The following is a 20,088-nucleotide window of genomic DNA, read 5'->3' on the forward strand; positions in this document are numbered from 1 at the left end:
CGCGCGGCAACCATGGCGCCCGTTTGCAACGCTCGACATCGAACGACCGAATCGCCGCGAAATGGACAGACCCGGGCGAACATCCCCGGGCCTGAGCACCTCATCCGTTACTGCCGGCCCCGCTTACGCCTCGAGCGCCTCCAGCACCTTCCCCTTCGTCTCGATTCCGACGAAGTGCACGGTCAGCGCCGCGATCAGCGGCACCACGCCGATCAGGTAGAACGCCGGCGCGAGGTTTCCGCCGATGATCGCGTGCGGCACGATCATCGGCGCCGCGAACGACGCGATCTTCAGCCACGCGCTGCCGAGCCCGCAGCCCGACGCGCGGATGCTCGTCGGATACTGCTCGGGCGTATAGACGTACGCGGTAATGAACCCGGACGCCATCAGCCCGAGCGACAGCGAGCAGAAGATCGCGACCACGTACACCGACGACGCGTGATAGATGCCGGCGAGCGCGAGCGACAGCGCGCACAACACGAACGACCACACGATCACCGGCTTGCGGCCGAGCTTGTCGACGAGCAGCGCCGACGCCAGCGACCCGAGCACACCCATCACCGAGCCGATCACCGCGAGGTTCAGCGCGAGCTGCAGCGGCGCGTGATAGAAGTTCTTGTAGATCGTGGGCAGCCACGTCGACAGCCCGTACTGGATGAACCCGCAGGTCGCCCACAACGTCGCCACCGCGAGCGTGCGCTTGCGATACGCGGCGCTGAACAGGTCGCTCATCCTGCGCTTCGGGTGCTGGCGCACCATCTCGTCGAACGCGGCCGCCTGTGTAACCGGCGGCAGCTCGCCGCGCACCGACGCCTCGAACACGCCGACCGCCCGCCCGGCTTCCGGGAGCCGCCCGCGCGAGGCGAGCCAGCGCGGCGATTCCGGCACGAGGCGCGTGAGCACGAGCGACAGGATCAGCGGCAGCCCGCCGACGAAGTACATGATCTCCCAGCCGAAGCGCGGCACGAGCCACGCGCCGAGCGCCATCGACACGAGCAGGCCGATCGGGAACACGATCTCGTACAGCAGCACGAAGCGGCCGCGGCCATGCGCGCGCGTGATCTCGTTGATGTACGTCGCCGCGACCGGCAGCTCGCCGCCCAGGCCCAGGCCCTGCAGGATCCGCAGCAGCACGAAGATCTCGAAGGTCGGCGCGAAGCCGCACGCGATGCTCGTGATGCCGATCACGGCCGAGCTCCACGCGATCGCCTTCACGCGGCCGTGCTTCTCCGCCAGCGCGGGAAACAGGAACGCGCCGATCAGCTGGCCGATCGCGCCGGATGCGATCAGCAGGCCGATCTGCGTCGGCGACAGCCCCCATTTGTGGATCAGCAGCGGCAGCGTCGCCGCGATCGTGATCACGTCGAAGCCGTCGAAGAACGTCGCGGTGCCGATCAGCACGCGCGCGCGGATCTGCATCGCGTTGGCCGGAAGCCGCTCGAGCCGCGCGATGATCGCGCCGGGCGTGGAGGCGGCAGCTTCCATCGTGGCCCTGCCGGCCACGACGTTGTCGAAAGTGCTCATGCGGGGTTTCTCCTGGATCTTTTGGCCGTTCCGGCCAGTCAGACAAGCGCTTTGGTCGTGTCCGCCAGGGCTTCCGTATCCACTGCCCGGCCCTGGTTCATCCACTTGCGCGCGAGCTTCAGCTCACGTGCGTTGTTCACGGCGATGACACCTCTCACGTGTCCTTCGCCCACGAAAAACAGCGTCGCGCGTCGTGCGGCAAGCTCGCCGCGCACGACGAGCTGCGCATCGGCCGGCAGATCGCCGAGGATCTGCAGGTTCACGTCGTACTGATCGGACCAGAACCACGGAATCTCCGCGTACGGTGCACGCTCGCCGAGCACGGCCTTCGCCGCCGCGATCGCCTGGTTCTGCGCGTTCGCCCACGATTCGAGCCGCACGCGCCGTTTCAGCCAGCCGTTGTGATGGTTCGCGACGTCACCGCACGCGAAGATCGCCGGGTCGCTGGTCGCGCCGTATTCGTCGACGACGATGCCGTCGTCGACCGCGAGCCCCGCATCGCTCGCGAGCGACGCGTTCAGCGCGAGGCCGATGCCGGCCACCGCGAAGTCGGCGTCGATCGTCGTGCCGTCGGCGAGCGTCGCGCGCACCTTCGATGCGTCGCCAGGCTCCACATCGAGCGACGCGAGTGCCGCGCCGAGCCGCACGTCGACACCGTTCGAGCAATGCAGGTCGAGCAGGAAGTCCGACACGACCTGCGGCACCGAGCGACCGCACAGGCGCGGCGCGCCTTCGACCACGACCGCCTCAACGCCGAGCTTGCGCGCGGTCGCCGCGACTTCGAGGCCGATCCAGCCGCCGCCGATCACGAGCACGCGCCGGCTCGCACGCAGCTTCTCGCCGAGCGCGGCCGCTTCGTCGAGCGTGCGCAGGTAGTGCAGGTTCGGGGTCCTCACGAGTGCGTCCGGCAAGCGGCGCGACGTGCCGCCGGTCGCGATCACGAGCCGGTCGTATTCGATCTCGCGGCCGCTTTCGGTTGTCACGACGCGGCGCGCGCGGTCGATCGATGCGGCGCGTTCCGGCTGCCACGCTTCGACGTTCAGCGCGTCGAATTCATCGGGGCGCACGACGCGCACGGTTTCGATGTCGGCGTCGCCGGCCAGCACGGCCTTCGACAGCGGCGGGCGCTCGTACGGCAGGTGCGGCTCGTCGGCGATCATCACGAGGCGGCCCGCGTACCCTTGCGCGCGCAACGTCTTCAGTACCCAGCCGGCCGCCTGGCCGCCGCCGATCACGACGACCGTGCCCGGCGCGGCCTGCTCCTGTGTGTTTGCTTCGTTCAAGATTTGCGCTCCGTCATGAACTTGCCTTCCGGCGCCTTCGCGTTCTTCTGCCGGCGCGTGTTGCCGTCGAGGCCGCCGTCGACGGCCCACTCGGCGAACACGGTCGGGCCCGGTTCGAATTCGCGCGGCTGCCATTCGGGCGTCAGCACGTCTTCGTCCGCGTAGTACTCGATCAGCGCGCCGGCCGGGTTCTGGAAATACCAGAAGTACGCGGACGACACCGGATGACGCCCCGGGCCGAGTTGCGTTTCCCAACCGCAGCGGTCGATGTGCATGCCGCCGCCGAACACTTCGTGGATGTCGCGCACGGTGAACGCGACGTGGTTCAGGCCGCGCTTGCCATTCGGCAGCGCGAGCAGGAACAGGTCGTGATGGCCGCCGTGCGGCGCGCAGCGCATGAACGCGCCGCGGCCCGGATAGCGATCCGACGTCTCGAAGCCGAGCAGCTCGTGATAGAACGTTTCCTGTGCGTCGAGGCAATTCGTGAAGAACACGACGTGCCCGACTTCGACCGGCTCCGCGCGCGCGTAAATCGGGCTCGGCTGGTCGACGCGCAGCGTCTGGCCCCACACGTTCGACGGCGAGCCCGTGAGGTCGAGTGCGCGCTTGCGCGTGACTTCGACGCGGATCGCCATCCCGTTCGGGTCGATGCAGCCGACCGCATCGTCCTGTGCGTAGTAGCCGGGCTGACCGGCCAGCTTCGTGCGCAGTGCGTCGAATTCGCGCCGCGTCGCGACGCCCCACGTGACTTCCCGCAACGTCGGCCCCGCTTCGAACGCAGGCGGAAGCGACGGATCGTCGGCCTTCACGACGAGCACGGTGCAACCGTTCAGCGTCTCGAAACGCGCACGCGTGTCGTCATGCGCGACTTCCTTCAAGCCCCAGTCGGCGAAAAAGCGCCGGCACGTCGCGAGATCGTCGACACCGTACGTGATCTGCTCGATTCCCAAGATGCTCATTGCGTCATTCCCCTTCGCTCAGTTCGCCCACGGCAGCGGCGCGTCGTTCAAGCCCCAGTAGAGGCTCTTCTGCTGCATGTACTCGCGGATGCCGAGACGCCCTTTCTCGCGGCCCATCCCGCTCTCCTTCCAGCCCGAGAACGGCGTGGAGATCGAGAACAGCTTGTACGTATTGATCCAGACGGTGCCCGTCTCCAGTGCCCTCGCGATGCGCCACGCGCGCTTGTAATCCCGCGTCCAGATGCCGGCCGCGAGGCCGAACACGCTGTCGTTCGCCTGCGCGATCAGCGACGCTTCGTCGTCGAACGGCATCGCGACCAGCACCGGCCCGAAGATTTCCTCCTGGCAGATGCGTGCGCTGTTCGACAAGCCTTCGAGAATCGTCGGCTGATAGAAGAAGCCGTCCTCGCGCCCGTCGCCCGACGGCCGCTCGCCGCCGCACAGCAGGCGACCGCCTTCTTCCAGCCCGAGCGCGACGTAGCGTTCGACCGATTCGCGATGCTTCGCGGTGATCAGCGGGCCCATCTGCGTGTCGGGCCGCGTCGGGTCGCCCACGCGCAGCTTGCGTGCGCCGGCTACCAGCCGCTGCATGAATGCGTCGTACACCGCGCGCTGCACGAACAGCCGCGACCCGGCGATGCATGCTTCGCCCGACGAGCTGAAGATCCCGTACAGCACGCCGTTGACCGCGTGATCGAGATCGGTGTCGTCGAACACGATCGTCGGCGACTTGCCGCCGAGTTCGAGCGATACGGGCATCAGTTTCTCGGCGGCGATGCGGGCAATGCCGCGGCCCACTTCGGTGCCGCCGGTGAACGACACCTTCTTCACCAGCGGATGACGCACGAGCACGTCGCCGATCACCGAGCCCTTGCCCGGCAGCACGCTCAGCACGCCCTTCGGCACGCCGGCTTCCTCGCAAATGCGCGCCAACGCGAGCGACACGAGCGGCGTGACCTCGGCCGGCTTGAGCACCACCGCGTTGCCGCCGGCCAGCGCCGGCGCGAGTTTCTGCGCATCGGATGCGATCGGCGAGTTCCACGGCGTGATCGCCGCGATCACGCCGATCGGCTCGTACACGCTCATCGTCAGGTAGTCGCCGCGCGACGGCGTCAGCTCTTCGTCGAGCGTTTCGAGGCACGCCGCGAAATAGCGGAACGTGTTCGCCGCGCTGGCCACCAGCACGCGCGTCTCGGCGATCGGCTTGCCGTTGTCGCGGCGCTGCAGGTTCGCGAGCGCCTCGTGACGCTGCATGATCAGGTCGGCGATCCGGTACAGCACCTGCGCGCGCTGGTGCGGCTTCAGCCCGGCCCAGTCGGCGCGGCGCCATGCGGCGTCGGCGGCCGCGACGGCGTCGGCCGCGTCTTCCGCGTTCGCCGTCGACACTTCCATGTTCAGCGACTGGTCGGCCGGATAGATGCTCGCGTACGGCGCACCACGGCCGCGCCGCCACTCGCCGCCGATCAGGATGTTGCCGTCGGGCACGAGGCTCGTATCGAAAGGAGTCATGTCACAAGTCCCACAAATCTGTCTCTGCACATCCGCCCTCACCGTGGCGCGGGCGGACGCTCGATGGTCCGCTCAGATCACGCAGCAGGCCGCGCGGTTGCGCAGCGCGCGAATCGCGCTGTACGCGGTCAGCGCGGACGTCTTCGGGTTGTCGGGCAGCGGCTTGCCGCTCATTTCCAGCGACATCTCGCCGAATGCGCCGCGCGCGGTGATGCGGTGCACGTTGCGCTCGACGGCCGGATCGGCGATCAGGCGCACGTGCGTCGCGTCGAGGCCGAGGCCCGCGAGCGCCACCGTCGCCGCGACGTTCGCGTTCTTCGGATACAGCCGCGCGGCGTCGCGCGCGGTGCCTTCGAAGATCACCTTTTCCTCGCTCATTGCGTGCAGGTCGCACAGCGCCTCGGCCGGCGTGTCGAGCCAGCCGAGCGGCGGCTTGCGGCCGACGTACAGCACTTCGTCGAGGCCCCCCTGCTTCGCCGACGCCAGCGCGTCGATACCGCCAATTGCGCCGGACAGCAGCGTCACGGTAGCGCCACCTTCGTCGGCGGCCTGCGACAGCACGTCGAGCAGCGCGAGGTCGGACAGCGCGCCGATCGACGCGACCGCGCAGTCGGTGCCGGCCTTCAGCAACGGCACGACGTGATCGACGAGCGCGCTGTGGCCCGCGCATTCGAGCGCGAACCCGGGGCGGCGGGCCAGCGCGTCGACCGACGACACGACCTCCACCGCACTGCCAAGCTCGCGCTGCACTGCGTCGCGCTGATGCTCCGGCACGATCACGTGCGCGACGTGCAGCGACGCATCGTGCTCGACCGCGCGGTACACGGCTGCGCCGATCGCGCCGAAGCCGATCATCGCGACGTCGACGGGTGCCCGCTTGTGCCCGTTACGCATACTGGCGCTCCGTCGGCGCTTCCTTCTTGACCGGCGGGCCCGCGAACGCAGACGCGAACGAGCCGACCGACAGCATGTCGACCTCGACCATCACCGGCCCTTCCTTCGCGATCCCTTCGCGGACGATCGCTTCGGCCTGGTCGAGCGACGTGATCCGGTAGTGCGTGAGGCCGAAGCTCGCGCAGAACTGCGCGAAATCGGGCTGGTGCAGCTGCACGAAGCAGCGGCGACCGCCGTAGTGCGCGTCCTGGATGTTGCGGATCACGCCGTAGCACTGGTCGTTCATCAGCACGATCATCACGTTCGCGTTTTCCTGCACGGCCGTCACCAGTTCGCCGACGTTGACCATCAGGCCGCCGTCGCCGACGAGGCAGACCGTCTTCGCCGCCGAACCGGCCAGCGCCGCGCCGATGCCCATCTGGATGCCCTGGCCGATGCCGCCGCCGAGCGCATGCACGCCCGCGCGCGGCTCGAAGATCTTCAGCAGGCGGTTGCCCCACGTGCTGTTCGAGATCGTCACGTCGCGCACCCAGTTGTAGTCGCGACCAACGGCGCCTTGCAGCGTGTCGACGAGCTTCTTGTACGGCCCGAGGCCTTTCGCCACATCGGCCACCGCGTCCTCGCGGGCCGCCGCGAGATCGGCCGCGAATTGCGGATCGACCGACAGACGGCCTTCGAGGCGGTCGGCCAGCTCCGCCAGCACGCGCTTCGAATCGCCGTGCACGAACAGCGCGTTGCGATAGCCACGGTTGTCGGCGAGCGCATCGGCATCGACGCGGAACAACGGTTGCGGCAGCGCAAGCTTGTACTTCAGCGTTTCGTTGCCGCGCAAGCGCGAGCCGACCACGACGAGCGCGTCGCAGGTCTTGTAGAACGCCTCGACCGACGCATGCACGTTGAACGCGCCGAGCGTCGCCGGGTGATCTTCCGGCAGCACGCCGCGGCCCTGCACGCTCGTCACGACGCCGAAGCCGAGCTTCACGAGGCGTTCGACCTCGTCGCGTGCATGGCGCGCGCCGCCGCCGAGCCACAGCAGCGGGCGGCGCTTGGCCGCGAGCGCGTCGGCGAGCTTCGCGACGCGTGCTTCGTCGTGCTCGCGCACCGCAACGTGCGCCGGTGCGAGGTCTTCCGGCCATTCGATTTCGGCTGCCTGGATGTCGATCGGAATCTCGACCGACACGGGGCCCGTCGGCGCGGTCTGCGCGACGCGCACGGCTTCGCGGATCGTCGGCAGCACGGTTTCGACGGTGCGCACGCGGAACGCGGCCTTCGAGATCGAGTCGAGCATCGACAACTGGTCGGGCGCTTCGTGGATGTACGCGAGATCCTGGTCGAGGTACGGCGTCTCGATCTGCCCGGTGATGTGCAGCAGCGCGGTGCCGGCCGTCAGTGCCTCGACCATCGCGCCGGCCGCGTTGCCGGCCGCCGTGCCGGTGCTCGTGAACGCGACGCCGAGGCCGCCCGACACGCGGGCCAGCCCGTCGGCCATGTTCAAGGCGCCGGCTTCGCCGCGTGCACCGACATACCGGATGTTGCCGCGCGAGTTGATTGCGTCGAGGATCGGCATGTTGTGGATCGAGATGACGCCGAACGCGGTTTTCACGCCGCACTGCTCGAGAAAGGCGGCAATCAGCTCGCCAACCGTGGTTTTTTTAGACATGGCGTGCAAAGCCTCCAGAAACGTCGATATGGCTGCCCGTCGTGTAGGACGACAGATGCGTTGCGAGATAAAAAAGGGCCCAGGCCGCCTCGTCGGGCTTGCCGAAGCGATTCAGCGGAATGTTCTTCTTGCGGGCGAGCGCGCTCGTCCAGTCCTCCCAGCTTTCGCCGGGCTGCGCCTGCGCTTCATGGCGGCGGCGCCACTGCCCCGACTCGACGATGCCGATCAGGATCGAGTTCACGCGGATGCGCTGCGGCGCGAGTTCGGTCGCGAGCGATTTCACGAGGCTCAGCACGCCGGCGCGCGCCGACGACGTCGCGACCATGTGCGGCTCCGGCTGCAGCGCGAGCAGCGAGTTCACGCAGGTGATCGACGGCGCGGCCGCCTCGCGCAGCAGCGGCAGGAACGCGCGCGTCGGGCGAATGATGCTGAAGTACTTCAGCTCGAGTTCTTCGCGCCACGCGTCGTCGGTCGTGTCGGCGAAGGTCGACACGCGGCCCTGGCCGGCGTTGTTGACCAGCATGTCGGCGCGGTCGAAACGGGCGGACACCGCTTGCGCGAATGCAGTCACGTCGGCTTCGTCGAGCACGTCGCAGCGTGCGGTCAGCAGTTGGGCATCCGCGTACTTGTCGCGCAGCACCGCTTCGGCGCGTGCGAGGCGTTCGCCATCGCGGCCGCAAATCGCGACCGACGCACCGGCCTGCAGGAACCGTTCGGCCGTCGCGAGGCCGATGCCCGACGAACCGCCCGTCACCACCGCTACTTGCCCGGTCAGATCGATCTCAATCATCGGAGTCCTAAAGCCTTCATGAACGTGTGCTCGTCATCCGAGCGGTAATTGAGCCGCCGCGACAATTCCGCCGCCGCGCGCTGCACCTTGTCGATCAGCCCGTCCGCGATCAGCGCCGCGTCGATCTCCGGCCTCGGCACCGTCACCGTGATGCACGCGACGATCTTCTGCGTCTCGTTGCGCACCGGCGCCGTGACGACCGAGATCCCGCGCTCGAACGACGAATTGCTGACGCCGTAGCCGCGCAGCGCATCCTCGCGAATCACTTCGTACAGCGCGTCGACCGTCTCCGGCGTCGCGCTCGTCATCCGGTTCAGCGCGCCTTCCGGATACAGCGCGTGCAGTTCGTTCAGCGACAGGTCGCCCATCAGCACGTGGCCGTGCGTCGTTGCATGCGCGGGCAGCCGCGTACCGACGTTCACGCGAATCGAGCTGAACACCGGCGACTGGCTCTGCGCCTTCGCGACGAACACCACGTCGCGGCCGTCGCGAATCACGATATGCGTCGTGAAGCCGGTCGCATCGCGCAGGCTCTCGATCACCGGCAGGCCGAGATCGGTCAATTCCAGCGAGCTCAGGTATTCGAAGCCGAGCCGCAGCACGGCGATGCCGAGCTTGTAGTTGCGATCCTTGTCCGCACGTTCGAGAAAGCCGAGCGATTCGAGCGTCTGCAACAGACGGAACACCGTCGTGCGCGGAATGCCGAGCCGTTTCGACAGTTCGGGCGCGCCGAGCACGGGCTCGCGCGGCGAGAATTCGGCGAGGATGCGCAGCCCGCGTTCGAGGCCCGGCACCACGTAGCCGGCTTCGGTCTTCGCATTGTCCGCGTCCTGCTGGTGTTGCAACGGTTCGCTCATTCCCGCCCCCGTTGACCATCGCACTGGCGGCAGAAGCCGTCGATCAGCGCGGAATAGACTGCCGGCGCTTCCACATAACCGGCGTGCCCTGCCTGCGGAATCACCTGCAGCCCGACGTGCGCGGCCGCGGCGATCCGCTCGCATGCAGCGGGCGGCGTGATCGCATCGTTCGCGCCGACGGCCACGGCGATGCGGCCGCGAAAGCCGGCGAGATCGGCCGCGAGATCGGCGTTCGCGAGCAGATGCGTGGCCTGCGCATAGCCGGCCGGCACGATGCGCGCCATGTTCCAGCGCACCCACGCCCGCGCCTCCTCGTTCGCGAAACCGGACAGCATGTTGCCGCTGCGCTGCTCGGCGAGCCCGGCCGGGCCGAGTTCCGCGAGCATCGCGAGCCGCGCGTCGCGGCGCGATTCGCGGGTGTCGGCCGGTGCGCCGCCGTAGCCGCCCGCGGGCGAAATCAGCAGCAGGCCGGCGATCCGCGCGGGCATCACGCGCGCCAACCCGCCCGCGATGATCGCGCCGAGCGAATGCCCGACCAGCACGCAGCGTTCGATGCCGAGTGCGTCGAGCCACGCGTTCAGCGACGCCGCGTAATCGGCGGCGGCCGGCGACGCGCTGCGCACCGGCGTCGACACGCCGTAACCGGGCGCATCCCACGCGAGCACGCGGCGCGACGCGCCGAGCGTGTCGAGCTGGCGGACCCACGATGCGGCGCCCGAGCCGATCCCGTGCAGCAGCACGGCGGGCAGCGTGCGGCCCGCATGCCGCGCGCCGGCCTCCCGGTAGCCGATCGTGCCCGCCGCGCCGGCTTCGCAACGCTGCTCGGGAAACTGCCCGAGCAGCGCGGCGAACGCCGCGGTGCGGTCGCGTTCACGTTCGCGTTCGCGTTTGTCGATGACACTCATTGCTTCACCGGCTCCGTCTCAACGCTTGATCTTCGCGAGCGGCGAATCGGGCGGATACGTCGGCGTGATCGGCTTCGACGAACCGAGCATCACGCACATCAGCGCATCTTCCTCGCCGATGTTGATTTCCGTCCGATACACGCCCGGCGGCACCGAGATCAGGTCGCGCTCGCCGAGGATCGCTTCCCAGGTCTCGCCGTCGCGCTCGCAGATCACCTTCATCTTGCCGCGCAGCACGAAGAAGATTTCCTCGACGTCGATATGGATGTGGCTCGGGCCGATGTTGCCGGCCGGGATCACCATCGTCGAGAACGTGAAGTTGCCGGCCGGCACCGTGTTGACGTCCTTCGCGACGCCCGTGCCGCCCGTGCCGACATAGCGCATCTGCGCACGGCGGTACTTCGGGTCGTAGTCGGCCTGGAACTTCAGTGCGTCCCAGTCGTAGCGCCGCGTCGCGTAGCGCGCGACGCGCCCTTCCATCCAGTCGTTGAAGCTTGCGCCTTCCGGCTGGTCCCACGACTTGCGTTCGAGATCGGCGTCCGCCATCGTCCTCTCCTTCATTTCGAGTGAAAACTTCAAATCAGTTCATTACGAAGCCGCCGTTCACCGGCAGCAGTTGACCCGTCACGAAACGCGCGCCGTCCGACAGCAGGAACAGCACGGGGCCCGTCACGTCGTCGGGCACCTGCGTGCGTGCCAGCGCACGGCCCTGCAGGTAGAACGCATGCCGTTCGGCCGGCACGCAGGCGGTCGCCTCGACTTCGGTCAGCCCCGGCGCGATCGCGTTGACCGTCACGCCGTGCGCGCCGAATTCGCGTGCCTGCGCATGCGTCATCGCGATCACCGCGCCCTTGCTCGCGACGTAGGCGAGCAGCTTCGGCGCGCCCCACAGCGCGGTGTCCGATGCGAGGTTCACGATCGCGCCGCGGCCCGATTGCGCGAGATGCGGCAGCGCCGCATTGCTGACGAGCCACACGCCGCGCACGTTCACGTTCATCACGGCATCCCACGTCGACACGTCGAGCTCCGTCGAGAGCTTGCCGCCCGAGTTCGTGATCGCCGCGTTGTTGATCAGCGCGTCGATGCCGCCGAGCGCCGCCGCGCCCTGCGCGACGAACGCGTCGATACTGGCCGGGTCAGCCAGGTCGAGCGCGAAGAAATGCGCGGTGTGGCCGGCTTGCGCGAGCTGCGCGGCCAGCGCGCGGCCCTCTTCGATCAGCACGTCGCCGAACGCGACCTGCGCGCCCGCCTCGACCAGCGCCTTCACGAAGGCGGCGCCGAGACCGCGCGCGCCGCCCGTGACGAGCACGCGGCGACCGGGCAGCGCCACGACGGGAGCGAGCTCAGCCATTCGCGGGCTCCGAAGCGGCGTGGGCCGCGCGATGCGCGTCGAGCGCGGACAGATGCTCCTGCGCACGCTGGCGCAGCATCCGGCGCACGCGCGTGATGCCGACGTCGTGCTGGTACAGGTATTCGTGATCGCGCGCATGCGGCGCGAGGCTTTCGAGGACGTAGCGATCCTGCTCGAGCACGTCCCAGTGCAGGCCCTCGAGGCGGTTGCGGTACATGAAGCGCCACACGTCGCGCTGCCAGCCGCCGACCTTGCGGGTACGCCAGAAGTAGACCTGACAGTGGTCGCCGTCGACCGGCGTCGCGAAACCGATGATCCCGAAGTTGCCGCCGGGGCCGAACTTCTGCTTGTACGGAATCGCGAGGCGCATCCACAGGCAGCCGGTTTCGCCGAGCTCGACCCAGTCGAAGTTCACGTCGCGCTGGCCGATCTTCTCGAACATCAGGCCCGTGTCCGTCTTGCGCACGCGCATGTCGGCCTGCTTGTCGCCTTCGGCCATCGAGTGCGACGTCGCATGCAGATACGCGCCGTGCATCGGGTCCATCACGTTGTCGATCGCATACTGGTAATTGCACTTCCAGTTCGACACGCACAGGAAGTGCGCGTACTCGTCGGCGACCAGCTCTTCCGGCAGGTTCAGCGCGGCCGGCTCGCCGTGCGCTTCGTCGCCGAACCACAGGAAGATCGCGCCGGCCTTCTCTTCGACCGGATACGACTTCACGCACTTCGTGCCTTCGAGCGGACAGTTCGACACGGCCGGCACGCGATTGACCGTGCCGCCGCCGTCTACTTCGATGCCGTGATACCAGCACGCGATGTTGCCGCCGAGGTTCCAGCCGAGCGACAGGCGCGCGCCGCGGTGCGGGCAGCGATCTTCCAGCGCGTGGACCTTGCCTTCGTGATCGCGCCACAGCACGATCTGCTCGGACAGGCGCGTGAGGCCGACGGGCGCGTTCGACACCTGCCAGCTCGGCGCGACGGGATACCAGTAGTTCTTGATGCCGCGGTCGAGATAGTCGCGGACCGCGTCGTGTTGGGTTTCGTGTTGGTCGGGGGACGTCATCAGTGTGCTCCGGATGCGGTTGTCGTCGGGCCGCCGCTCAGGCGCGCGGCGCGGTCGGTGCGTTCATTCCGCCAGCGAGGCCATTTCGGCGCGGAAACGCTCAGGTGTCCAAATCGTGCCGTCCGGCGCGCGAAAACCGATGCGGTTCAGGCCCGCGACGACGTCGTCCAGCTCGGTCGCGCCGCTCTCGAACACGCGTTCGAGCGCATCGCCGAGATCGTTCTCGTACTGCGTCGGTTCGGCCTTGCGGTTCTGCCAGACCTGGTTCTCGACCTGCCCCGGAATCTCGATCTGCCCCTTGCCCGCGACGTTGTTCGGCTGCGGCGCCACCCACGGCTTCAGGAAGGGATTGAAATTGACGGTCGCTTCTTTCATGTCATTCCACCTTGATCTGGATTTCTTCACCGGCCAGACGCACCGCGTACTGCTTCAGCGCACGCCCGCCCGGGCCCTTCAGGCATGCGCCCGTCTTGATGTCGAACACGGCTTCGTGCAACGGGCATTCCACCGTGCCTTCGTCGACGAACCCCTGCGTCAGCAGCGCGTACGCATGCGGGCACACGTTCTCGAGCGCATACACGTCGTCGCCGACGCGGTAGATCCCGATTTCCACGCCGTCGGTCCGCTTGAACTCGATCGGCGTGTCTTCCGACAGCGCGCCGGCGTGGCCGGCGCAAACCCATTGTTCCGACATCTCGCACCCTTCCTTCTGATCGACTCTCGGTTTGTTCCCATTTGTTCCATATTAGGAACGTCAGTTTATGGATGGTGATTATAGGAGCGACTTTCCGCGAGTAAAATAAAAAGCTGCATGTCCTAGGGAAAACACCGACACCTCGCTCGACCGCTCCCTTCGTCTACTCTGTCGAATGTAATTTTTTGTTATGTGACGGGGATTTATCGGCTTTTTTCGAGACGTCACGCAGGATTGCCGGGCGTCGGCCCGGCGCGCATCCGTCCCGAAAAATTTATTTTTGATCGGGCGCACACCCCCTCTATACTCCATTCCATTAAAGGCACGTTGTTCCTTATATGGAACATAAGAATGTCCTTTCGGCGATGAACATGCGCGACGGCCGGCCGTCCCCGCGCAGGCCGTCACAACACGTATTCATCAGGTTGGAGAGTCAGGAGATCAAATGGTCAAGCATGCGGTAGCAGCAGCAGTCATCGGGATGGGCGCCGCGTCGGGCGCGTGGGCGCAGAGCAGCGTGGTGCTGTACGGCAGCATGGATGCGGGCGTCGCCTACGTGAACAACGTCGGCGGCCACGCGAAGTGGGCGATGATCCAGGGCAATACGCAGCCCGACCGGTGGGGCCTGAAGGGCAAGGAAGATCTCGGCGACGGGCTGTCGGCGATCTTCCAGCTGGAAAACGGCTTCTATACGAACAACGGCCAGTTCGCGACGGCGAACACGATCTGGAATCGCGCGGCGTTCGTCGGCCTCAGTGCCGAGCGCTACGGCACGCTGACGCTCGGCCGCCAGACGCCGCTGACGTTCGACTATCTCGATCCGCTCAGCACCGCGTACCTCGCGCTGAGCTGGTTTGCGTTCCATCCGGGCAACATCGACGCGCTCGCCGCAACCGGTAACGTGCCGTACAACAATTCGGTCAAGTACCGTTCGCCGACCTTCGCGGGTTTCTCGGCCGCGGCGACGCTCGCGCTCGGCAACACGACGAACTTCTCGACCGGCAAATCGGTCGGCGTCGCGCTGAACTATGCGAACGGGCCGTTCAAGGCGTCGGCCGTCTACTCGAACGAGCACGACCGCTCGATCCTGATCAGCCAGACGGGCATCACGTCGTTCCAGGGGCAGAACACCGCGAACGGCTACCTCGCGAACAAGGTCGAGAACATCGGCGCGGGCGCGTCGTACCAGATCGGCGACTTCCTCGTGCATGGCCTCTACACGCGCGTGAAGATGCAGTCGAACGGGTTTTCCGACACGTTCCAAAGCTACGACGCGGGCGTGAACTACCGCAGCAGCGCGTTCAACACGATCGCGGGCGGCGCGGCGACCACGACGCTGGCCGGCCGCCGCTGGACGCAGGTCGAACTCGGCGACATCTACGCGTTGTCGAAGCGTACGCAGTTGTATGCGAACGTGCTTTACGAACACGGTTCGGGCGGCGCAAAGGCTGCGTTCTTCACGGCCGGCGTGTCGAGCACCGCGAACCAGGTGATCGTGCTGACCGGCATTCATCACTCGTTCTGAGTGAACTCGGGCACCGCGCCTGCGGTGCCCGAAAACGACAAGAGCAGCCCGCGGGCCGCTCTCTTCGTTGCGATGCCGCGCGCCGCGGCCGGATCGATGCGCGAACGTCAGAACATCGCGACCTTGTGGCGCGCATGCGCGAACGTCGGGTCGCTTTCGAGCGGACGATAGTTCAGCCGTTGCGACAGGTCGACCGCCGCGCCGCACACCGCTTCGACGAGCCGTTCCTTCTCGCCGGCCTCGCCGATCTCCGAGCGCGGCACCGTCGCGGTGATCGCCGCGACGATCGAGCCCGAATGATCGCGCACGGGCGCCGTCACCGCGGAAATACCGCTCTCGAACGCCGCCTCGCTGACCGCATAGCCGAGCCGCGCGTAATGACGCACGCGCTCGTACAGCTCGTCGACGGTGCCGGGCGTGCGCTCGGTGAACTGTTCGAGTTTCTTCTCCGGATAGAGCTGTCGCAGCGCATCGCGCGTCAGGTCGCCCATCAGCACGTGGCCGTGCACGGTCGCATGCGCGGGCAGGCGCGTGCCGACGTGCACCTTCACCGAGCCGAACATCGACGCATTGCTTTGCGCCTTCGCGACGAACACCACGTCGCGCTGGTCGCGGATCAGCAGGTGCGTCGACAGGCCGGTCGAATCGCGCAGCCGTTCGAGCACGGGCGTGCCGAGATCGGTCAGTTCGAGCGAATTCAGGTATTCGAAGCCGAGTCGCAGCACGCCGACGCCGAGCCGGAAATAGCGGTCGCCGTTCACGCGTTCGAGAAAGCCGAGCGCCTCGAGCGTCTGCAGCAGGCGGAACGTGGTCGTGCGCGGAATGCCGATGCGCTTCGACAGCTCGGGGGCGCCGAGCACGGGCTCGCGCGCGGAGAATTCAGCGAGGATCCGCAGCCCGCGTTCGAGCCCCGGCACCAGATAGGACGAAGCGCCGCCGCCCGACGACTCGTCGTCGCCAGGCACCGACGGCTCAGGGGCATCGCTCATCGTTGTCTTGACCATGTGGACATGGACGGAAGGAAATCAGTCACGAAACAGGTCATGGATCGCCGTGGAGATTCAGTCATGCTACCTCAGTGCGCGCGTGGGCTCGCACCGCTGCGCGGCGCCGCGATGCAGCACGCGCATCCACGCACCATGACGCGTCATTCAAGGTCGAGAGGATAGCAGCGTTGGACGGCGCGGCGCCATGCGGAAATCGCCGGACGATGGAAAGGCGGCACGCGGCACGCGGTCGGGCAACGATGGCCGAAGCGTGAGCTTCGACGCCGGACAGCCTACAGGCGCGACAGATAAACGCGAATGGTCGTGCGGTCGTATGTAAAGCCGCCGGCCGGATCCGGCTGCAGCACGCGTGCCAGATCGACCGGATGCAGCCATCCGGCGCCCAGCAGGCCGCCGTTGATCCCGCGAATCCGGGTGCCGCCGACGGCGATCGCGGCGTGAAAGACATTGGTGCCGCGCGCGAAGCCGACCGCGGTGCCCGCCGGAATGCTCGCGCGCCCGTCCCACTGATTGCCGGTCTCGAAGTTGAAGCGCGTCTTCCACAGCTGGCCGATCGTGTCGAGCAGCGTGCCGGGCGCGATCATCGCGTCGGCGCGCAGCAGATAGCGGACATAAGCAGCGGCGTCGTAGCAGACGCCGCCGGACACGTACTCGTCGATGTTCGCCATCCCGAACATCAGCGCCTGCGCGTGTTTTTGCCGTTCGGCGATGCCGGATTGGGCGACATGCCCGCCTAACTGGGTCAGTTGCACGGATAGCTCCTTTCAGGAAGGCGGGACGTCATCGTCCCGCGGATGCAATAACGTCATATCTTATTACGATATGGCTCGGCGTTTTCCAGGCTTGTTCGCGCCAAACGCGGTGCGTGCTTGCCGGCGGGTCGCGAGCCCGCGTACAGGCTTTCGCCACGCGCGTCGCATCGTCGGCGCAAGGACAGGTGGCGCGGCGAACGCCAGCGGGCAGGCGCCTGTCGCCACCAGCGAAAAGAGAAAAATGGAAAGCAGTCAGGAAAGCACCGCCCGGTAACGGACGGCGCAGAGGAAGACGATCCTCGGGCGGGATCGCCGCGACGGCGTCAGGCCGTCACGGCGGCGTCATATTCGGCGCGGGCAAGCTGGCCGGCGGCGTATGCCTCGGCTTCGCCGCGAAAGCCTTCGCGGCTGAACGCCACGACTTTCACGCCGACGCCGGTCGCCCGCTTCACCGTCAGCGCCCATTGCCATCCGCCGTCTTGCTCGAAGACGTGCAGCGAGGGTGCGAAGGAAGGGTCGAGTACGGTCACGCGTTTTGCTCCTGCCCCGTTGCGCGCTGCGTCGGCCACGCACGGAGACATGTCGAAAGGGTCGCGCCGATAGGCCGGCGCATTTCTGTCATTCGACAGTTTATTCAAGGATTGTTGCGACGCACCATCAGAGGTTTCACTCACCTATCGGAACCGGGCGGTCGATCAAATCTATCTGAAACCCATACGGGACGGGCCTCTGCGCCCGGTCACGCCGGCCGGCATCGCGTTCGTGCGGCAACGTGCCGCACGCGCGGCCGATTGCTTGCATCCAGCTTTCGTGGATCAAGAAAACGGGGCGCGATCTATCCGCCCGCTATCGACACGCGCCGGAAGGTCAGGTTCACGCGTTCGCCCTGCACGCCCGGCGCCTTCGGCACGCGGTGCTGCCATTCGGCCTGCGTGCGTCCGCGCATCACGAGCAGGCTGCCATGCACGAGACGGTATGCATGCGTGACGCCCGTCGCGCGATGACGAAGATCGAACACGCGCATCGCACCGAGACTCACCGACGCGATCACCGGCGCGTCGCCGAGTTCGGGTTCGTTGTCCGCGTGCCAGCCGAGGCTGTCCAGCCCGTTGCGATAGCGATTGAGCAGCACGCTGTTGAAACGCACGCCGCAGGTCGCCTCGACCGCCTGCTTCAGCCCGAGCACGGCCGGCGTCCACGGCTCCGGGACGTTGCGGATCCCCGAGTACACGTAGACGGCATCCGGTTCGCCCTGCCACGCGGTGAGCCGCGGCAACGGAATGCGTCCGCGCGGCGTGCGGATCGTGTCCTGCCGCCACGCGACCTCGTCGATCAGCGCGGCCAGCGCGCGATCGGCGTCGGGCGGCGCAAGCCAGTCCGGGTGCCAGTCCACGTCGGGCACGGGCGTATCGGCGAAGAGATCGGGGGTCGACATGTCGGCAGGAACGGGCAAGGAACGGAGCGAAAGATGCATGTCTGCATACTAGCCAACGGCGCCGCGCGCCGCCATGCGCTGTCATTCGCGCCGAAAGGCCGACAGGAAGCCGCCGTGCGCCGCGAGGCGCATTCGTATCGCGCGACGGCCGCCTCCCGGCTATCGGCTAGCCGCGCGTCAGCCGAATCAGCGTGATCTCGGATGGCACGCCGAAACGGTTCGGCGGCCCCCAGTAGCCGGTGCCGCGGCTCGTATACAGCCACATGTCGCCGAAGCGGTTCAGCCCGCCGATCACCGGCTGCTGCAACCGCACGAACGGCGGCCACGGCAGGAACTGGCCGCCATGCGTGTGCCCCGACAACTGTACGGTAAAGCCCGCGCGATTCGCCGCTTCCGCGCTGCGCGGCTGGTGTGCGAGCAGGATCTTCGTGCCGACGTCGCGCGGCGCACCGGCCAGCGCCTGCTCAGGATCGCTGCGATGCGCGGGATCGAAGCCGCCCGCGGTGAAATCGGTCACGCCCGCGAGCACCGCCCGCGCGCCGCCGTGCTCGATCAGCACGTGCTCGTTGAGCAGCACCGTCAGCCCGATACGACGAAACTCGTCGATCCAGGCATGCGCACCCGCGTAGTACTCGTGGTTGCCCGTCACGAGGAAGGTGCCGTGCCGCGAGCGCATCTGGCCGAGCGGCGCCGTGTGTTCGCGCAGGCGCTTGACCGAACCGTCCACCACGTCGCCCGTCACGACCACCAGGTCGGCGTCGAGCGCATTGACCGCGCGCACGATCCGTTCGATGTACGGCCGCTTGATCGTCGGCCCGACGTGGATGTCGGACAGTTGCACGATCGTCAGCCCGTCGAGCGCGGCCGGCAGCCCGGCGACCGGAATCGACACGCGCTTGACCGCCGCCGTGCGACGCGCGCCGACGAATCCGATCGCGGTCGCGAACACCGCGGCCACCAGCACGCCGAGCGCCGTGTCGGGCGCCGCGCGGCTCCATGCACCGTCATGCCCGAGATGCCGCCACGCGAACACGCCGAGCAGCACGATTTCGCGCAGGAACGTCAGCACCAGCAACGACGAGAAGAAGCCCATCGCGAGCGCGCCGGCCCATCCGACCAGCGTCGCGGCCCACCCTTCGTCGAAGCGGCGCGAGAACATGCCGACCGGAATCAACACGACGAAACTCGCCAGCACGAGCGCCGCGACCGTGCGTGCGAGCGGCGACGCGAACGCATCGGGAATGATCCGCATCCCGACGTACAGATGGAACAGCACGCCGATTGCAATGAACCGGACAAAGAAACTTCGCATGGAACGTTCACCTTCGTTGCAGTACCGCTTCCCCGACGCGCGTCGCGCGGGCCGTGATGCCCGGTGCGGCGCGTCGCGCCCTACGCACGATGGTACACAGATCCCGGCCGCGACGACGGGTCGCGGCCGGCGGCGCAGCGCCGTGCGGCTGCGCACGCCACTCGGCCACCTTCCCGCCGCAACGCCATGCGCTTCGTTCTCGTCGACGTCAAACTTTTCACGCAGATCGCGAAAGCGAACAGCCTGCCGGGCGTGCTGCACCACGCTCTCGTCGACCTGCTCGTCGAGGCTGCGCGCGGGTCAGCCGGACCGACCGGATTTGCATGGGTCCAGGCGGCAATCGACGGTTTGCGCGCCGATTGCCGCTGCGTCGACATGGCAAATTCCGCTGCGCGATTTCATCTGACGATCCTTTACAGTCCGTTAGCAACCCTACGCGAGCGGGTGCCGGCAGAATCGCGACGGTCCGATCATCGATGCCGACACACACTGCCGGACCGTCCGGCATGACCGACCACGCGGCCACGGCCAGCCTGTGCCCATGCGGCAAACGTGCCGGATCGCTGGC

Annotated in this window: 21 protein-coding genes; 2 read left to right on the forward strand and 19 right to left on the reverse strand. The window is 67.4% G+C overall.

The window, feature by feature from the left end:
- Window positions 1-123: 123 nt before the first annotated feature.
- From HWX76_RS10895 to HWX76_RS10960, 14 genes are all read right to left on the reverse strand, one after another.
- A complete protein-coding gene (locus HWX76_RS10895; protein ID WP_176015792.1) occupies window positions 124-1,524 on the reverse strand; it encodes an MFS transporter in 1,401 nt (466 codons plus the stop codon).
- A gap of 38 nt (window positions 1,525-1,562) precedes the next feature.
- The gene (locus HWX76_RS10900; RefSeq protein WP_176015793.1) at window positions 1,563-2,807 is read right to left on the reverse strand and encodes an FAD-dependent oxidoreductase; all 1,245 of its coding nucleotides are present in this window, start codon (window positions 2,805-2,807) and stop codon (window positions 1,563-1,565) included.
- A complete protein-coding gene (locus HWX76_RS10905; RefSeq protein WP_089489492.1) occupies window positions 2,804-3,766 on the reverse strand; it encodes a VOC family protein in 963 nt (320 codons plus the stop codon). Before HWX76_RS10905 ends, HWX76_RS10900 begins: the two co-directional genes overlap by 4 nt.
- 18 nt (window positions 3,767-3,784) lie before the next feature.
- Window positions 3,785-5,275 carry an aldehyde dehydrogenase gene (locus HWX76_RS10910; RefSeq protein ID WP_176015794.1) on the reverse strand — a complete coding sequence of 497 codons (1,491 nt, stop codon included), beginning with the start codon at window positions 5,273-5,275 and terminating at the stop codon, window positions 3,785-3,787.
- Between the two features lie 72 nt (window positions 5,276-5,347).
- Window positions 5,348-6,169 (reverse strand): aspartate dehydrogenase, encoded by an 822-nt coding sequence (locus HWX76_RS10915; protein ID WP_050011919.1) that lies wholly within the window; start codon window positions 6,167-6,169, stop codon window positions 5,348-5,350.
- Window positions 6,162-7,829, reverse strand: a complete 1,668-nt coding sequence (locus HWX76_RS10920; RefSeq protein ID WP_124592919.1) for a thiamine pyrophosphate-binding protein — start codon at window positions 7,827-7,829, stop codon at window positions 6,162-6,164. The genes HWX76_RS10915 and HWX76_RS10920 overlap by 8 nt, the downstream gene beginning before the upstream one ends.
- Window positions 7,822-8,619 (reverse strand): SDR family oxidoreductase, encoded by a 798-nt coding sequence (locus HWX76_RS10925; protein ID WP_050011921.1) that lies wholly within the window; start codon window positions 8,617-8,619, stop codon window positions 7,822-7,824. Before HWX76_RS10925 ends, HWX76_RS10920 begins: the two co-directional genes overlap by 8 nt.
- Entirely contained in the window at window positions 8,616-9,476 is an 861-nt protein-coding gene (locus HWX76_RS10930; protein WP_050011922.1) for an IclR family transcriptional regulator, read from the reverse strand. Before HWX76_RS10930 ends, HWX76_RS10925 begins: the two co-directional genes overlap by 4 nt.
- Complete coding sequence (locus tag HWX76_RS10935; RefSeq protein ID WP_176015795.1) at window positions 9,473-10,381, reverse strand: alpha/beta hydrolase; 909 nt, start codon at window positions 10,379-10,381, stop codon at window positions 9,473-9,475. The genes HWX76_RS10930 and HWX76_RS10935 overlap by 4 nt, the downstream gene beginning before the upstream one ends.
- A gap of 18 nt (window positions 10,382-10,399) precedes the next feature.
- Window positions 10,400-10,927 carry a cupin domain-containing protein gene (locus tag HWX76_RS10940; RefSeq protein WP_006489904.1) on the reverse strand — a complete coding sequence of 176 codons (528 nt, stop codon included), beginning with the start codon at window positions 10,925-10,927 and terminating at the stop codon, window positions 10,400-10,402.
- Window positions 10,928-10,961: 34 nt separating this feature from the next.
- Window positions 10,962-11,732, reverse strand: coding sequence for an SDR family oxidoreductase (locus HWX76_RS10945; protein WP_089489494.1), 771 nt, complete (start codon window positions 11,730-11,732; stop codon window positions 10,962-10,964).
- Entirely contained in the window at window positions 11,725-12,795 is a 1,071-nt protein-coding gene (locus tag HWX76_RS10950) for an aromatic ring-hydroxylating dioxygenase subunit alpha (RefSeq protein WP_089489495.1), read from the reverse strand. The genes HWX76_RS10945 and HWX76_RS10950 overlap by 8 nt, the downstream gene beginning before the upstream one ends.
- 63 nt (window positions 12,796-12,858) lie before the next feature.
- Window positions 12,859-13,170 carry a recombinase-like helix-turn-helix domain-containing protein gene (locus tag HWX76_RS10955; protein WP_050011926.1) on the reverse strand — a complete coding sequence of 104 codons (312 nt, stop codon included), beginning with the start codon at window positions 13,168-13,170 and terminating at the stop codon, window positions 12,859-12,861.
- A gap of 1 nt (window position 13,171) precedes the next feature.
- The gene (locus tag HWX76_RS10960; RefSeq protein WP_050011927.1) at window positions 13,172-13,489 is read right to left on the reverse strand and encodes a non-heme iron oxygenase ferredoxin subunit; all 318 of its coding nucleotides are present in this window, start codon (window positions 13,487-13,489) and stop codon (window positions 13,172-13,174) included.
- A 445-nt stretch (window positions 13,490-13,934) separates the two neighbouring features.
- Here HWX76_RS10960 and HWX76_RS10965 point away from each other — a divergent pair, with 445 nt between their 5' ends.
- Window positions 13,935-15,014, forward strand: coding sequence for a porin (locus tag HWX76_RS10965; protein WP_089489496.1), 1,080 nt, complete (start codon window positions 13,935-13,937; stop codon window positions 15,012-15,014).
- A gap of 107 nt (window positions 15,015-15,121) precedes the next feature.
- Here HWX76_RS10965 and HWX76_RS10970 read toward each other — a convergent pair whose 3' ends face one another.
- The 5 genes from HWX76_RS10970 to HWX76_RS10990 all read right to left on the reverse strand — a co-directional run bounded on the left by HWX76_RS10970 (window position 15,122) and on the right by HWX76_RS10990 (window position 19,520).
- A complete protein-coding gene (locus HWX76_RS10970; protein ID WP_124555036.1) occupies window positions 15,122-16,018 on the reverse strand; it encodes an IclR family transcriptional regulator in 897 nt (298 codons plus the stop codon).
- 275 nt (window positions 16,019-16,293) lie between these two features.
- Window positions 16,294-16,773 (reverse strand): type 6 secretion system effector deamidase TecA, encoded by a 480-nt coding sequence (gene tecA / locus HWX76_RS10975; protein WP_027810144.1) that lies wholly within the window; start codon window positions 16,771-16,773, stop codon window positions 16,294-16,296.
- A 323-nt stretch (window positions 16,774-17,096) separates the two neighbouring features.
- The gene (locus HWX76_RS10980) at window positions 17,097-17,303 is read right to left on the reverse strand and encodes a hypothetical protein (protein ID WP_034204546.1); all 207 of its coding nucleotides are present in this window, start codon (window positions 17,301-17,303) and stop codon (window positions 17,097-17,099) included.
- 305 nt (window positions 17,304-17,608) lie between these two features.
- Window positions 17,609-18,208: an alpha-ketoglutarate-dependent dioxygenase AlkB gene (locus tag HWX76_RS10985; RefSeq protein ID WP_176015796.1), complete on the reverse strand. Its 600-nt coding sequence runs from the start codon at window positions 18,206-18,208 to the stop codon at window positions 17,609-17,611.
- 166 nt (window positions 18,209-18,374) lie between these two features.
- Entirely contained in the window at window positions 18,375-19,520 is a 1,146-nt protein-coding gene (locus HWX76_RS10990; RefSeq protein ID WP_124630738.1) for a metallophosphoesterase, read from the reverse strand.
- Window positions 19,521-19,706: 186 nt separating this feature from the next.
- Here HWX76_RS10990 and HWX76_RS10995 point away from each other — a divergent pair, with 186 nt between their 5' ends.
- Entirely contained in the window at window positions 19,707-20,030 is a 324-nt protein-coding gene (locus tag HWX76_RS10995) for a hypothetical protein (RefSeq protein WP_124654400.1), read from the forward strand.
- The last annotated feature ends 58 nt before the right edge of the window (window positions 20,031-20,088 follow it).

The sequence above is a fragment of the Burkholderia sp. BCC0398 genome (assembly GCF_902833245.1).
GTDB lineage: Bacteria > Pseudomonadota > Gammaproteobacteria > Burkholderiales > Burkholderiaceae > Burkholderia > Burkholderia sola.